The organism is Streptomyces litmocidini (assembly GCF_014649755.1).
Classification (GTDB): domain Bacteria; phylum Actinomycetota; class Actinomycetes; order Streptomycetales; family Streptomycetaceae; genus Streptomyces; species Streptomyces litmocidini.
In genome coordinates, this window is the sequence record NZ_BMTQ01000002.1 from 519,430 (window position 1) to 533,124 (window position 13,695).

Sequence of the window (13,695 nt, forward strand, 5' to 3'; positions counted from 1 at the left end):
ACCGAGCCGCTCCGGGCCGCCGTCGGGACAGCCGGCACCTCCCGTGCCGAAGCGTCGAACCGGCCCGGACCGCCCTCAGGACAGCCAGGCCATCCCGATGATCAGGAAGACCACGAAGGCGATGGCACCGGCCACCGCGGCCGTCTTGCGCGGGCGGCGCCGGGAGAGTTCCGCGAGCCCCCCGCCGCTGCTCGCCGGGGCCTGGCGGCGCCGGGTGGCCGGCGCGGGCCGGGGCGCCGGCGGCCGGTTCGTCGGCGGCGGGGTCGGCGCGGACGTGTGCACCGGCGCGGGCATGGGCATGGGGGCGGCCCCGGTCGACCGGTGGGAGCCGTGGGGCGCGTGCGTCAGGACGGTGCCGGGTCCGGCGGGCTGGTGGGGCGCGTGGGGCCGGCCCGCGACGGGGGCGGCCCCGGGGTATCCGGACCCCCGCCAGGCGCCGGAGGAGAACCAGTCCGCGATCGCCTGCGCCGAGGGACGCTGTTCCGGCTGCTTGGCGAGCAGGCTCAGCAGGTACGTCTCGAAGTCGGACGGCAGCGCGGCCCCGAGGCGGCTCGGAGGCACCGGCGCGGTGTCGATGTGCTGGTACAGCAGGGCGGTCGCGGTGTCCGCGCGGAACGGCGGTCTTCCGGTGACCAGTTGGTAGAGCACACAGCCCAGTGAGTACACGTCGGAGGCGGGCGAGGCGGGCTGTCCGAGGGCCCGCTCGGGCGCGAGGTACAGCCCCGTGCCCACGATCTGACCGGTCGTCGTGAGCGCGGCCGAGGGGTCGTCGACGAACCGCGCGATGCCGAAGTCGGCCAGTTTGACCGTGCCTTCGGCGTCGACGAGCAGGTTCCCCGGCTTGATGTCCCGGTGCACCACGCCCTGCCGGTGCGCGGCCGCGAGCCCGGCGGCGGCGTGCGCGGCGACGACGGCGACGCGCTCGGCGGGCAGGATCAGCGGATCGGACGGGCTCCCCTGGAGACTGTCGCCCTCCACCAACTCCATGACCAGGAACAGCTTTCCGTCCCAGGTGCCGAAGTCGAAGACGCCCACCACGTGCGGGTGGCTCAGCCGCGCGGCGGTCTGCGCCTCCAGGCGGAAGCGGTCGCCTGCGGAGGGGTCGGTCGACTGCGCCAGCATCAGCTTCACGGCCACGGCCCGCCCCAGGACCTCGTCGGTGGCCTGCCACACCTCGCCCATGCCGCCCCGGCCGATACACACATGAAGCCGATATCGGTCCGCGACCAGCACCTGGAGACCACCCTTTCGACGATCGATCAACCTGACGGAAGGGAACCAGCGTAGAGCCGCCCGGCCCCGTCCCTCGCCGCGCTCCCCCCTCCGCGCCTCCCCGGGGTGCACGACACCCGTGGTCCGGGTGAACGGAAGGTGTCCCGGACGGTTAGCATCGCGGCCCGGAGCAGGTTCTGGTGCACAGGTTCATGGGACGGAGTGGGTCGTGGCGCGACCTCGTGTGGGTGTGGCGGTACTGACGATGGGGACGCGCCCCGCCGAGCTGCGGGCGCTGCTCGACGCCGTGGCGGGCCAGGACGAGCCCGCGTCCCGGATCGTCGTCGTCGGCAACGGCACGGGTTCGCTCCCGGACCTGCCCGAGGGCGTCACCGGCGTCGAACTCCCCGAGAACCGGGGCGTCTCCGGCGGGCGGAACGTCGCGATCGAGACGCTGCGCTCCTTCGGTGACGTCGACATCGTGGTGGACCTCGACGACGACGGCCTGCTCGTCGACACGGACGTCTTCCGCCGCCTCGCCGACCTGTACGAGGCGGACCCGCGCCTCGGCATCGTCTCGTTCCGCATCGCCGACGAGACCGGCGAGACCCAGCGCCGGCACGTCCCGCGCCTCGGGGCGAAGGACCCGCTGCGCGGCGGCGAGGTGACCACCTTCCTCGGCGGCGGCCACGGCCTGTCGATGCCGATGCTCGACCGGATCGGCGGCTGGCCGGAGGACTTCTTCTTCACCCACGAGGAGACGGACCTCGCCTGGCGGGCCCTCGACGCGGGCTGGAAGGTCCTGTACGCGCCGGAACTCCTGCTCCAGCATCCCAGGACCAGCCCGGCCCGCCACGCCGTCTACTACCGGATGACGGCCCGCAACCGCGTCTGGCTGGCCAAGCGCAACCTGCCGGTCCCGCTCGTCCCCGTCTACCTCGGCGTATGGACCCTCCTGACCCTGGCCCGCACCCGCTCGCTGCCGGGCCTGAAGGCCTGGTTCGGCGGCTTCGCGGAGGGCGTCCGCCGCTCCGGCGGCCCCCGCGCCCCGATGCGCTGGACCACGGTCCTCCGCATGACCCGCCTGGGCCGTCCGCCGGTGATCTAGGTCCACTGCTCGGACGGCCTGACGCCCGGCAGGGGCTTGCCGATCAGCGCCGGCGGGAAGTGGGAGGAGCACGGCCTCGTCTTCTCCTCGGCCGTGGGCAAGCCGCTCGACGCGGCCGACGTCCGCCGTGCCTTCCGTCAGGCGCTCAAGGGCATCGACGGGATCAACCCCGACGAGTGGACGCCCCGGGAGCTCCGGCACAGCTTCGTGTCCCTGCTCTCCGACCGTGGCGTCCCTCTGGAGGTGATCTCCCAGCTCGTCGGGCACTCGGGGACGGCCGTGACCGAGGAGGTCTACCGGAAGCGGATCCGGCCCGTGATCCAGACCGGTGCCGTGGTCACGGACGGGATCTTCGGCGCCGATCCGCAACAGTCGTAGGCGCGCGGGAGCGGTGGTCACGCAGATAGACACGCAAGCAGAAACAGGTGAGGCACCTACTCCTGAGAGTAGGTGCCTCACCTGCTGTTTCGGCTGTCGGGGTGGCGGGATTTGAACCCACGACCTCTTCGTCCCGAACGAAGCGCGCTGCCAAGCTGCGCTACACCCCGATGTCGCTGCTTTGTTCTTCATGTCGCGGCGACATCGATTACTTTAGCCCACGCGCGCGCTCAGACGAAATCCGGTATTCGGAGGGCCTCGGCGCAGGTCGGATGCGGTCCGGGGCGATGATCGCGAGACCGGGGGCGTAGAAGGCGGTGCCGAGGGCGTCGGCGTCGGCGAGGACGCCGCCACGGCCGTGGGCGGTGACGCCGAGGAACGGGTACGTGCAGCGGGTGGTCGCGGCGGGGGAGAGCGGGGCGCCGCCGGTCCACGCCGCCGGTCCACGGCGCCGGCAGCGGCGGCAGGCGGCGGCTCCGGGGGGCGGACGGCGCCCAGGCCCGGAGCGGCGGCGACCAGGATGTCGGACCGGAGGGTGCAGAAGCCCGGGGCGACGGGCACGTCGCCGTCCGCGCACTCGATGACCGGGCCGTGGCGGCGGACAGGGCGATCGGACCCCGGAGGGCCGCCGGGGGCCGGCGCGGCCGCGGTGGGGGCGCGAACGTGCCCTCACCGTAAGCGTTCAGGCACGCGCCGTCAGGGTGAGCAGGGTGGCCTCCGGCGGGCAGGCGAAGCGGACGGGGGTGAACCGGTTGGTGCCGCAGCCCGCCGAGACGTGGAGGTACGAGGTGCGGTCCTCCACCGTGTGGGTGGAGAGGCCCTTCACCCGGTCCGTGTCCAGGTCGCAGTTGGTGACGAGCGCCCCGTAGAAGGGGATGCACAGCTGGCCGCCGTGGGTGTGCCCGGCGAGGACCAGCTCGTACCCGTCGGCCGTGAAGGCGTCGAGCGAGCGCAGGTACGGGGCGTGCACGACGCCCACCGAGAAGTCGGCCGCCGCGTCGGGGCCGCCGGCCACCTTGTCGTACCGGTCGCGCTTGATGTGCGGGTCGTCCAGGCCGGTGAAGGCGAGCTCGGCCTGCGGCAGCTTCAGCCGGCCGCGGGTGTTGGTGAGGTTGACCCAGCCGACCGCGTCGAAGGCGTCCCTGAGGTCCTCCCACGGGTTGTGGATGGCGCCGACCACCGGCGGGTTGCCGTTGAGGCCGTGGCGGCCCTGCACCTTCTCCAGCAGGTAGCGGGCGGGATTGCGCAGCCGGGGACCGTAGTAGTCGTTGGAGCCGAAGACGTACACACCGGGGAACTCCATCAGCGGCCCGAGCGCGTCGAGGACCTCCGGCACGGCGTCCGTGTCGGAGAGGTTGTCGCCGGTGTTGACGACGAAGTCCGGGCGGAGCCCCGCGAGGGACTGCAGCCAGGCGCGCTTCTTGCGCTGGCCGCTCACCATGTGGATGTCGGAGACCTGGAGGACCCGCAGGTCGCGCATGCCGCGCGGGAGGACCGGGACCGTGACCCGGCGGAGTCGGAAGGAGCGGGCCTCGATGCCGGCCGCGTAGGCGACTCCGGCCGCCGCGGTCGCCGTGAGGCCTGCCGTGATCTTCAGGGGGATGCCGTACCGTGCGCGCATCCCCCCATCGTCGCAGACCCGCCGACCCTAAATGCGCGGGCGGCACGGGGGGCGCACCTGCGACACTTGGCCCCATGACCACGCTCAAGGCGAAGCTCCAGGACGACCTCAACGCCGCGATCCGGGAGCGCGACGAACTGCGCTCCTCGACCCTGCGGCTGACCATCACCGCGATCACGAAGGAGGAGGTCGCGGGTACGACGAAGCGCGAACTCTCCGACGACGAGGTGCAGAAGGTGATCGCGAAGGAGGCGAAGAAGCGCCGCGAGGCCGCGGACGCCTTCGCCAAGGGCGGTCGCCACGAGTCCGCCGAGCGCGAGAAGGCCGAGGGCCTCATCCTCGACGCGTACCTCCCGAAGCAGCTCAGCGACGAGGAGCTCGACTCCATCGTCGCGGCGGCCGTCGAGGAGGCGAAGGCGGCGGGCGCCGAGGGGCCGCGCGCCATGGGCGCCGTCATGAAGATCGTGAACCCGAAGGTGGCCGGCCGGGCCGAGGGCGGCCGTGTCGCCGCCGCGGTGAAGAAGCTGCTCGCGGGCTGATCCGCGGAGCGGGTACGAGGAAGGGCGCCCCACCGTCAGGCGGGGCGCCCTTCCTCGTGTCACCGCGTCAGTGGTTTCCGCGCGGCTTGTCGCGTCCGTCCCCGCCGCCGAACAGGTCCGTGGGGAACGTGAAGCCGGGGCTCGGGTCCGTGTCGCCCGGCTTGTTGTCGGCCGGCTTGCGGGGCTTGTTCGGGCCCTCGTCGCCGCCCTTCTCCTCCTCCTTGGGCTTCTGGGCCCGCGGTACGGAGACGGGGACGAAGCCGGGCGTCTGACCGGCGTCCAGGGCGCCCGTCATCGCGATCTTCCAGATCGGGCCGGGGAGGCAGCCGCCGCAGACCTTGTCGTAGTACTCGCCGCCGATGGTGATGTCGTACATCGACTTCTTCTCGCCGACGTCGTCACCGACCCAGACGGCGGTGGACAGGTTCGGGGTGTAGCCCACGAACCAGGCGTCCTTGCGGTCGTTGGTCGTACCGGTCTTGCCCGCGTTGTCGCGGTCGCTGAGACCGGCCTTCGTACCGGTGCCGTCCTCGACGACGCCCTTCAGCATCTGGTTGATGGTGTCGGCGGTCCGGTCGCTCATGGCCCGCGTGCACTTGGTCTGCGGCACGTTCAGCTTGTCGCCGTTGGCGGCCTTGATCGACTCGATGGCGATCGGGGTGCAGTAGATGCCGCGGTTGGCGAAGGTCGCGTAGACGGACGCCATGTCGAGCGGGGTGCTCTCGATGCTGCCGAGGGTGACCGACGGGCTCGGCTTGATGGGCTTGCCCAGCTCGCGCTCGTAGCCGACGTTCTTCGCCATCGTCAGCGTCTCGCACAGGCCGGCCATCTGCTCCAGCTTGGCGAAGTACGTGTTGATGGACTTGCCGAGGGCGCTCGTCATGTCGAAGACGCCCTTCTCCGACTTCATCTCGTTGTTGACCTCCCAGTTGGCGTAGCCCGCGGGCTTGCCGTCACAACGGGTGTAGTCGCTCTCCGGGATGTTGATCTGCGCCGGCGTGTCGAAGCTCTGCGCCGGGCTCAGGCCCTTCTCCAGCGCCGCCGCGGCCGTGATCGGCTTGAAGGTCGAGCCGACCTGGAAGCCGTACGTCGTGCCGCCCATCTTGCTGCCGACGGCGAGGTTCAGCGTCGTCTGGTGCTGCCTCTGGTCCAGTCCGTACGGGCGGGACTGGCCCATCGACAGGATGCGGCCGGTCTTGGGCTGGACCTGCACCACCGAGGCGGCGACCGGGTCGTCCTTGTCGACCTTCGCCACGGCGGCCTCGTTGGCGGCGGCCTGCGCGCGGGGGTCGAGCGTGGTCTTGATGGTGAGGCCGCCCAGGTTCCACAGCTTCGTCCGCTCCTCGGCCGTCTTGCCGAAGGTCGGGTCGTTGAGGATCGTCTTGCGGACGTAGTCGCAGAAGAAGCCGGCGCCGTCGACGGCGGTGATGCAGCCGTTCTTCGGGGTCTTCACCTTCAGCTTGATCGGCTTGGCCTTGGCGGCGTCCGCCTCGGCCTGGCTGATGTCCTTCACGTCGGCCATCCGCTGGAGGACCGTGTTGCGGCGCTTGGTGGCTTCCTGGATGTCGTTGATCGGGTCGTAGCGGCTCGGCGACTGGACGAGACCGGCCATCATCGCCGCCTCGCCCAGCTCCAGGTCGGCCGCGGGCTTGGAGAAGTACCGCTGGGAGGCGGCCTCGATGCCGTAGGCCTGCTGCCCGAAGAACGTGATGTTGAGGTAGTTCTCCAGGATCTTCTTCTTGCCCAGCTCCTCCTCGACCTGGATCGCGAACTTCAGCTCGCGGACCTTGCGGCCGATGGTCTGCTGGGTGGCCTGCGCGACCTTCTCGGGGTCGTCACCGGCCTCCTCGACGAAGACGTTCTTCACGTACTGCTGGGTCAGCGTGGACGCGCCCTGCGCGACCCCGCCCGACTGCGCGTTCCGGTTGATGGCGCGCAGCACGCCCTTGAGGTCGATCGCCCCGTGCTCGTAGAAGCGCCCGTCCTCGATCGCGACGATCGCCTTCTGCATGTACGGGGAGATCTTGTCGATCGGCACGACCTTCCGGTCCCGCGAGTACACCGTGGCGATCACGCCGCCCTCGGCGTCCAGGATCGTGGTGCGCTGACTCAGCGGCGGGGTCTTCAGGTTGGAGGGGATCTCGTCGAACCCCTCGACCGTGCCCTTCGCGGCCAGTCCGAGTGCACCGGCGGCGGGCAGGGCGATGCCCGCCAGCACGGTTCCGGCGAGCACACTGACACCGAGGAACTTTGCGGCCTGCTGGGTCCCGGTCAGACCACCGCCCGAGCGCTTCTTTGCCATGGGGGCAGCCTAATCCGTAGTCATGTGCGATCCGCAGGAGCAGGGGCCTCTCGGAGCGTTCGAGTACCAGACCGTGACATCCGGGTGGGGCCGGGCCCCAGGAGGCCTCCGCGTGGACCGGTGCACGGTCGTGGTGCTCCCCGTGCCGGCGCTCCCCCGGGGTGGCGGTCGCGTGGGGGCCGGGTTCCTGTCTCCACGACGCGTGGTCGCGGTCGGTGGGGAGCGGGGCGGGGTTCGAGTGCGGCTCGCCGGTGCGGCGGCGGGTGGTCGCCGAGGGGGCTTCGCGGGGGCCGTGCCCGCCCTCGCGCATCCGGCCCCGTTCGTCCGTGTCGAACCACCGCTCGTCGACGGCCCGCGTCGGGCGTCCCTGGAACAGGTGTCGGGCCGGCGCCTGCGAACCCCTCGGCCGGGTCCGCCGAGCACGCGGGCCGGAAGTCCGGCCCCTCCACGAGCGGATGCCCGTCCGCGGCGGGGGACGAGGAGTGCCCGTGCCGTGCCGTCACCACGCGGGGCGCTCTCCGGTCCGGCACCGGACCGTCCGAAGCCCGGCCTTCACGGCCGACAGGCTCGCGGCATGGCAAGGTGAAGTGAGGTGGGGTGCCTGCGTTCCCATTCGCCGGACACACGTATATGCCTTGGCCTAAGCTGCTCCCGACTGTCACAGCAGTGCGGTCCGGCATCAAGACCCGGGTGTGACGTCGGCAGGGATTCCCGTGACCCCGAAACGCGGGAAGCCTCGTGTCCGATTCCTGTTCATGTGTCATGCGGGACCCTGGAATGACCCTGCCGGGAAAGGGCGTATCCCTGAGATATGTCCGCTATCACCCGCATGTCCTTCGATCACTCCCCTGGGTGATCTGACGTACACGCATAGTCCGTTCGGACCATTCAAGATTGGGCCCGAAGGGGGTGTTGCGCTGTGCCCACCTTCCGTAACGTCCCAACTGGCAGCGGTGAATATGCCGCTGCCGCCGTGGGGGAGCCTCGATTCGGGAGAGGACGGCGCCGGTATGGGCTGGGTAGCTGACTGGAGTGCGCAGGCGGCCTGCCGCACTACCGATCCGGATGAACTTTTCGTGCAGGGAGCGGCGCAGAACAGGGCGAAGGCGGTGTGCACCGGATGCCCGGTGCGGACCGAGTGCCTCGCCGACGCCCTCGACAACCGCGTGGAGTTCGGCGTGTGGGGCGGCATGACGGAGCGCGAGCGTCGCGCCCTGCTGCGCCGCAGGCCGACCGTCACCTCGTGGCGCCGGCTCCTGGAGACCGCGCGGACGGAGTACGAGCGGGGAGCGGGCCTGCTGCCCGTGGCGATCGAGGACGACGCGACGTACGAGGCGTACGCCGCGGTCGGCTGACCCCGCGACCCGTACGAGAAGCGGGTACGAGTACGGATACGGGTACTCGTACGCGAGACGGCTCAGGCCGAGGGCGTCCGCCCCGCAGTGAGCCGGTCACCGATGGCCCGCAGCCCGGCGAGGTCGTGCACATCGCCGGGCAGGGCGGCCACTTCGGTCACCGCCACCTCCGGGTGGAGCGCGGTGAAGCGGTCGCGCGTGCGCTGCTCACGCGCGAGCACCCGCATGCGCTCTGCATGCAGGCGCAGAAGTCCTGCGGTGAGATGTCGTACGTCCACGTCTGTTTCCTGTGCCGGTTCGGCTGTGGGGGCAGCCTCGGGTACGGGATGTGCGGCGGCGGTGGCGAGATCGTTCGGCTCGGGCTCGGTCTCAAGCTCGGGCGTGGTGGCCGGGGAGCCACGCAGTCCAGCCTTCCCGTCCCCCTGATCCACAATGCGCCCCTCGTCAAGATTTTCCGCGGCGGCCCGCGCCCGCTCGGCCGAGAGCCGTGCGGCCCCGCTGCCGTGGACGCGGTTGAGGACGAGACCGGCCAGCGGCATCCGTTCGGCGGCCAGCCGCTCCACGAAGTACGCGGCCTCGCGCAGCGCGTCCCGCTCCGGCGTGGCGACCACGAGGAAGGCCGTGCCCGGGGCCTGGAGCAGTTTGTACGTGGCGTCCGCGCGGGTCCGGAAACCGCCGAACATCGTGTCCATCGCCGCCACAAACGTCTGCACGTCCTTGAGGAACTGACCCCCCAGCAGCTTCCCCAGGGTCCCCGTCATCATCGACATGCCGACGTTGAGGAACTTCATCCCGGCCCGGCCGCCGACCTTCGCCGGGGCCATGAGCAGCTTGATGAACTTCCCGTCGAGGAAGGACCCGAGCCGCTTCGGCGCGTCGAGGAAGTCCAGCGCGGACCGGGACGGCGGGGTGTCGACGACGATCAGGTCCCACTCGTCGCGGGCCCGGAGCTGCCCCAGCTTCTCCATCGCCATGTACTCCTGCGTACCGGCGAACCCGGCCGACAGGGACTGGTAGAAGGGGTTCTCCAGGATCGCCCGCGCCCGCTCGGGCTCCGCGTGCGCCTCGACGATCTCGTCGAAGGTCCGCTTCATGTCGAGCATCATGGCGTGCAGTTCGCCGCCGTCGGACCCCTTGATCCCGTCGACCTTGCGGGGCGTGTTGTCGAGGGAGTCGATGCCCATGGACTGGGCGAGCCGGCGCGCCGGGTCGATGGTGAGGACCACGACCCGCCGCCCGCGCTCCGCCGCCCGCACGCCGAGGGCCGCCGCCGTGGTCGTCTTGCCGACCCCGCCCGCGCCGCAGCACACGATGATCCGGGTCCCCCGGTCGTCGAGGAGCGGATCGAGCTCCAGGAGGGGCGCGCGATCGAGCCCGTCCACGGCGTCCGGTCCGGCCGCACCACCCGCTTCCTCCGCGGTGTCGGGCCCGGCCGCGGTGTCGGGCCCGACACCTGTTCCTGCGTCAGGCCCGGCTCCGGCGGTGGCCGCTTCGGGGGCCGTCGTGGCGTCCGCCTTCTTCGTCACGCGCCCACCCCTTGCTTCCGCAGTTCCTTCGCCAGCCGGTAGAGCCCGGCGATGTCCGCCCCGTCCCCGAGGAAGGGCAGTTCGTACGAGGGGACGCCGACGCCGTCCAGGACGGCGCGCTGCGCCCGTTCCAGCTCGACCCGTCGCGCGTGCCCGGTCGCCTGGTCGAGGAGCGGCTCGACCAGGCGCGTCCCGCCCGTGACGCCGACGGACGCCAGGGTGCGCGCGATCGCGTCCCGGTGGTCGCCCGAAGCGGCCCGCACCGCCGCCTCGTCGAGCACGTGCGGGCGGACCATGTTCACCACGACCCGCCCCACCGGCAGGTCGGCGGCCCTCAGCTCCGCGATGCCGTCGGCGGTCTCCTGGACCGGCATCTCCTCCAGGAGCGTCACCAGGTGCACCGCCGTCTCGGGGGACTTCAGGACCCGCATGACGGCCTGCGCCTGGTTGTGTATCGGACCGATCCGGGCCAGGCCCGCGACCTCGTCGTTCACGTTGAGGAAGCGGGTGATGCGGCCGGTGGGCGGCGCGTCCATGACCACGTGGTCATAGGTGGGGCGGCCGTCCTTCTCGCGCCGCCGGACCGCCTCGCACGCCTTGCCGGTCAGGAGCACGTCCCGGACGCCCGGCGCTATCGTCGTCGCGAAGTCGATCGCGCCGAGCTTCTTCAGGGCCCGCCCCGCACCGCCCAGTTTGTAGAACATCTGGAGGTAGTCGAGGAGCGCGCGCTCGGCGTCGATCGCCAGCGCGTACACCTCTCCGCCGCCGGGGGCGACGGCGATCTTGCGCTCCTCGTACGGAAGGGCTTCCGTCTCGAAGAGCTGTGCGATGCCCTGCCTGCCTTCGACCTCGACGAGGAGGGTCCGCTTCCCCTCCGTCGCGAGGGCGAGGGCGAGGGCGGCGGCGACCGTCGTCTTACCGGTACCGCCCTTGCCGCTGACGACCTGGAGCCTGCTCACGCTGTCGAGCCTAACCACTGGCGGCCGCGCGCAATCAGCAGGCCGCCCCGGAGAAGCTCCCTAGGGGGAGCTTCGGGGGCCACCTCGGCGGACGGCCCCGCGGCAGCGGATACAGTCGGCCCATGACCAAGTGGGAGTACGTCACGGTGCCGCTTCTGGTGCACGCGACCAAGCAGATTCTGGACACCTGGGGCGAGGACGGCTGGGAGCTCGTCCAGGTCGTGCCCGGGCCGAACAACCCCGAGCAGCTCGTGGCCTACCTGAAGCGGGCCAAGTCGTGAGCGGGGCCGTCGAGGCGCGGATCGCCGAGCTCGGCCTGACCCTGCCCGAGGTCGTGCCGCCGATCGCCTCCTACCAGCCGGCCGTGCAGTCCGGCGTGTACGTCTACACCTCGGGCCAGCTCCCGATGGTGGCGGGCAAGCTTCCGGTGACCGGCAAGGTCGGCGCCGAGGTCACGCCGGAGGAGGCCAAGGAACTCGCCGCCACCTGTGCGCTCAACGCGCTCGCGGCCGTGAAGTCGGTCGCCGGTGACCTCGACCGCATCAAGCGCGTCGTGAAGGTCGTCGGCTTCGTCGCCTCCGCCGCCGACTTCACCGGCCAGCCCGCCGTCATCAACGGCGCCAGCGAGCTGCTCGGCGAGATCCTCGGCGAGAAGGGCGTGCACGCGCGCAGCGCCGTCGGCGTGGCCGTGCTGCCGCTCGACGCGCCGGTCGAGGTCGAGGTCCAGGTCGAGCTCGTCGAGGCCTGACCGCCGATCCGGACGACTCGACGAGGGCCCTACGACTCCGTACGTTCGCCCGACTCGCGCGTCCGTGTGACTCCGTACGACAGGGAGCCGGTTTTCCACAGCCCGGGAAACCGGCTCTCGTGCATTCCGATGCTTGCGCATAGCATCCGGCCATGTCGAATGGTCAGTCGAAGCAGTCGAACGGTCAGTGGTACCCGGCGGAATGGCCGGACCGCATCCGGGCCCTCGCCGCCGGTGAGCTCACCCCCGTGACGCCCCGGCGCGCCGCCACGGTCCTGCTCCTGCGCGATGGGGCCTCCGGGCCCGAGGTCCACATGCTGCGCCGCCGCACCTCGATGGCCTTCGCGGGCGGTGCGTACGCCTACCCCGGCGGCGGCGTCGACCCGCGCGACGAGCAGCCGGTGCGCTGGGCGGGCCCGTCCCTGGAGACCTGGGCGGCCCGGCTCGGCCTCGACGATCCGGCGCAGGCCCAGGCCGTGGTCTGCGCGGCCGTGCGCGAGACCTTCGAGGAGGCGGGCGTGCTGCTCGCCGGAGAGACCACGGACGGCGTCGTCGGCGACACGACCGGCGAGGAGTGGGAGCGGGACCGGGAGGCGCTCGTCGCCCGGGAGCTGTCCTTCGCCGACTTCCTGGACCGGCGCGGGCTCGTCCTGCGCTCGGACCTGCTGGGCGCCTGGGCCCGCTGGATCACTCCGGAGTTCGAGCAGCGCCGGTACGACACCTGGTTCTTCGTGGCGGCGCTCCCGGCCGGGCAGCGCACCCGGGACGTGTCGGGGGAGGCGGACCGCACGGTCTGGATCCGCCCGGCGGACGCCGCGGCCGGCTACGACCGGGGCGAGCTGACGATGATGCCGCCGACGATCTCGACCCTGCGCACCCTGGAACCGTACGGGACGGCCGCCGAGGCGCTGGTGGCGGCGGAGGCGCAGGACATGGCCCCCGTCCTCGCACAGGCGCGCCTGGAGGGCGACGAGCTGGTCCTGAGCTGGCCGGGGCACGAGGAGTTCACCAAGGTCATCCCCGCGGGGGGTGAGCGATGAGCGACGCCGCCGCCCTGCCCGGCCGGCCGCGCGGACTGGTGGCCTCCGGGCCGGCGACCGACCGCGCCGTGAACGTCCTGGCGCCGAACCCGTCCGCGATGACCCTCGACGGCACCAACACCTGGCTGCTCTCCGAGCCGGGCTCGGACCTCGCCGTCGTGGTCGACCCGGGGCCGCTCGACGAGGGCCATCTGCGTCATGTGCTCGACACGGCCGAGAAGCTCGGCAAACGGGTCGCGCTGACCCTGCTGACCCACGGCCACCCGGACCACGCGGAGGGCGCCGGCCGGTTCGCTGAGCTGACCGGGACGGCCGTGCGGGCCCTCGACCCGGCGCTGCGGCTGGGCGACGAGGGGCTCGGCGCGGGGGACGTGGTGACGGTCGGCGGCATGGAGCTGCGGGTCGTCCCGACGCCCGGGCACACCTCGGACTCGCTCTCCTTCCACCTGCCGGCCGACCGGGCGGTGCTGACGGGCGACACGATCCTGGGACGCGGGACGACGATGGTCGCGCACCCGGACGGGCGGCTCGGGGACTACCTGGACTCGCTGCGGCGGCTGCGCTCGCTGGCCGTCGACGACGGGGTGCGCACGGTCCTGCCGGGACACGGGCCGGTCCTGGAGGACGCGCAGGGGGCCGTGGAGTTCTACCTCGCGCACCGGGCGAGCCGGCTCGCCCAGGTGGAGACGGCGGTCGAGGCGGGACACCGGACGGCGGCGGAGGTCGTCGCCCATGTGTACGCGGACGTGGACCGCTCGCTGTGGCCGGCGGCCGAGCTGTCCGTACGGGCGCAGCTGGAGTACCTGAGGGGCCGCGGCCTGGTCTGAGGGCGTGCGGCCGGGGCTGAAGGGGTGCGGCCGCACTCGAGGGACCGCGTCGGGTCCGGTCGACCGCGCCCCGGCCCGGC

Annotated in this window: 12 protein-coding genes, 1 tRNA gene and 1 pseudogene; 8 read left to right on the forward strand and 6 right to left on the reverse strand. The window is 72.0% G+C overall.

The genetic code is table 11. The features are described from left to right. Positions 1–75: 75 nt before the first annotated feature. Positions 76–1,233, reverse strand: coding sequence for a serine/threonine-protein kinase (locus IE180_RS05745; protein ID WP_190155634.1), 1,158 nt, complete (start codon positions 1,231–1,233; stop codon positions 76–78). A 208-nt stretch (positions 1,234–1,441) separates the two neighbouring features. On the opposite strand from IE180_RS05745, the gene IE180_RS05750 reads away from it, so the two are divergent. Next, positions 1,442–2,320 (forward strand): glycosyltransferase family 2 protein, encoded by an 879-nt coding sequence (locus IE180_RS05750; protein ID WP_190155635.1) that lies wholly within the window; start codon positions 1,442–1,444, stop codon positions 2,318–2,320. A 42-nt stretch (positions 2,321–2,362) separates the two neighbouring features. Continuing rightward, positions 2,363–2,698: pseudogene (locus tag IE180_RS05755) on the forward strand (tyrosine-type recombinase/integrase); the annotation flags it as partial. A gap of 96 nt (positions 2,699–2,794) precedes the next feature. Here IE180_RS05755 and IE180_RS05760 read toward each other — a convergent pair. Together IE180_RS05760 and IE180_RS05765 are read right to left on the reverse strand one after the other, a co-directional pair. Further along, positions 2,795–2,868, reverse strand: a tRNA-Pro gene (locus IE180_RS05760). Positions 2,869–3,380: 512 nt separating this feature from the next. Next, entirely contained in the window at positions 3,381–4,319 is a 939-nt protein-coding gene (locus IE180_RS05765) for a metallophosphoesterase (RefSeq protein WP_190155636.1), read from the reverse strand. A 74-nt stretch (positions 4,320–4,393) separates the two neighbouring features. Between IE180_RS05765 and IE180_RS05770 the strand changes: the two genes are divergently transcribed. After that, a complete protein-coding gene (locus IE180_RS05770) occupies positions 4,394–4,858 on the forward strand; it encodes a GatB/YqeY domain-containing protein (protein WP_190155637.1) in 465 nt (154 codons plus the stop codon). Between the two features lie 67 nt (positions 4,859–4,925). Here IE180_RS05770 and IE180_RS05775 read toward each other — a convergent pair whose 3' ends face one another. Then, positions 4,926–7,160 (reverse strand): transglycosylase domain-containing protein, encoded by a 2,235-nt coding sequence (locus IE180_RS05775; protein ID WP_190155638.1) that lies wholly within the window; start codon positions 7,158–7,160, stop codon positions 4,926–4,928. A 1,010-nt stretch (positions 7,161–8,170) separates the two neighbouring features. On the opposite strand from IE180_RS05775, the gene IE180_RS05780 reads away from it, so the two are divergent. Next, a complete protein-coding gene (locus IE180_RS05780) occupies positions 8,171–8,515 on the forward strand; it encodes a WhiB family transcriptional regulator (protein ID WP_015034550.1) in 345 nt (114 codons plus the stop codon). 62 nt (positions 8,516–8,577) lie between these two features. Here the strand turns inward: IE180_RS05780 and bagB are convergent, their stop codons facing one another. Continuing rightward, on the reverse strand, positions 8,578–9,897 hold the full coding sequence (bagB, locus tag IE180_RS05785) for an ATPase BagB (RefSeq protein ID WP_190155816.1): 1,320 nt from the start codon (positions 9,895–9,897) through the stop codon (positions 8,578–8,580). 140 nt (positions 9,898–10,037) lie between these two features. Continuing rightward, positions 10,038–11,000 (reverse strand): ATPase BagA, encoded by a 963-nt coding sequence (gene bagA, locus IE180_RS05790; RefSeq protein WP_190155639.1) that lies wholly within the window; start codon positions 10,998–11,000, stop codon positions 10,038–10,040. A gap of 122 nt (positions 11,001–11,122) precedes the next feature. Between bagA and sp36 the strand changes: the two genes are divergently transcribed. From sp36 to IE180_RS05810, 4 genes are all read left to right on the forward strand, one after another. Then, positions 11,123–11,281, forward strand: a complete 159-nt coding sequence (gene sp36, locus IE180_RS05795) for a Sp36 family protein (RefSeq protein WP_015034547.1) — start codon at positions 11,123–11,125, stop codon at positions 11,279–11,281. Beyond that, positions 11,278–11,748, forward strand: coding sequence for a RidA family protein (locus IE180_RS05800; RefSeq protein WP_030690870.1), 471 nt, complete (start codon positions 11,278–11,280; stop codon positions 11,746–11,748). The genes sp36 and IE180_RS05800 overlap by 4 nt, the downstream gene beginning before the upstream one ends. Positions 11,749–11,900: 152 nt before the next feature. Next, entirely contained in the window at positions 11,901–12,788 is an 888-nt protein-coding gene (locus IE180_RS05805) for an NUDIX hydrolase (protein ID WP_190155640.1), read from the forward strand. Continuing rightward, entirely contained in the window at positions 12,785–13,615 is an 831-nt protein-coding gene (locus tag IE180_RS05810; RefSeq protein WP_190155641.1) for an MBL fold metallo-hydrolase, read from the forward strand. The genes IE180_RS05805 and IE180_RS05810 overlap by 4 nt, the downstream gene beginning before the upstream one ends. The last annotated feature ends 80 nt before the right edge of the window (positions 13,616–13,695 follow it).

Coding starts and splice junctions, on each gene's coding strand:
- IE180_RS05780 (WP_015034550.1), top strand. CDS start 8,171: ATGGGCTGGGTAGCTGACTGGAGTGCGCAGGCGGCCTGCCGCACTACC.
- IE180_RS05765 (WP_190155636.1), bottom strand. CDS start 4,319: ATGCGCGCACGGTACGGCATCCCCCTGAAGATCACGGCAGGCCTCACG.
- IE180_RS05770 (WP_190155637.1), top strand. CDS start 4,394: ATGACCACGCTCAAGGCGAAGCTCCAGGACGACCTCAACGCCGCGATC.
- IE180_RS05810 (WP_190155641.1), top strand. CDS start 12,785: ATGAGCGACGCCGCCGCCCTGCCCGGCCGGCCGCGCGGACTGGTGGCC.
- IE180_RS05805 (WP_190155640.1), top strand. CDS start 11,901: ATGTCGAATGGTCAGTCGAAGCAGTCGAACGGTCAGTGGTACCCGGCG.
- IE180_RS05775 (WP_190155638.1), bottom strand. CDS start 7,160: ATGGCAAAGAAGCGCTCGGGCGGTGGTCTGACCGGGACCCAGCAGGCC.
- sp36 (WP_015034547.1), top strand. CDS start 11,123: ATGACCAAGTGGGAGTACGTCACGGTGCCGCTTCTGGTGCACGCGACC.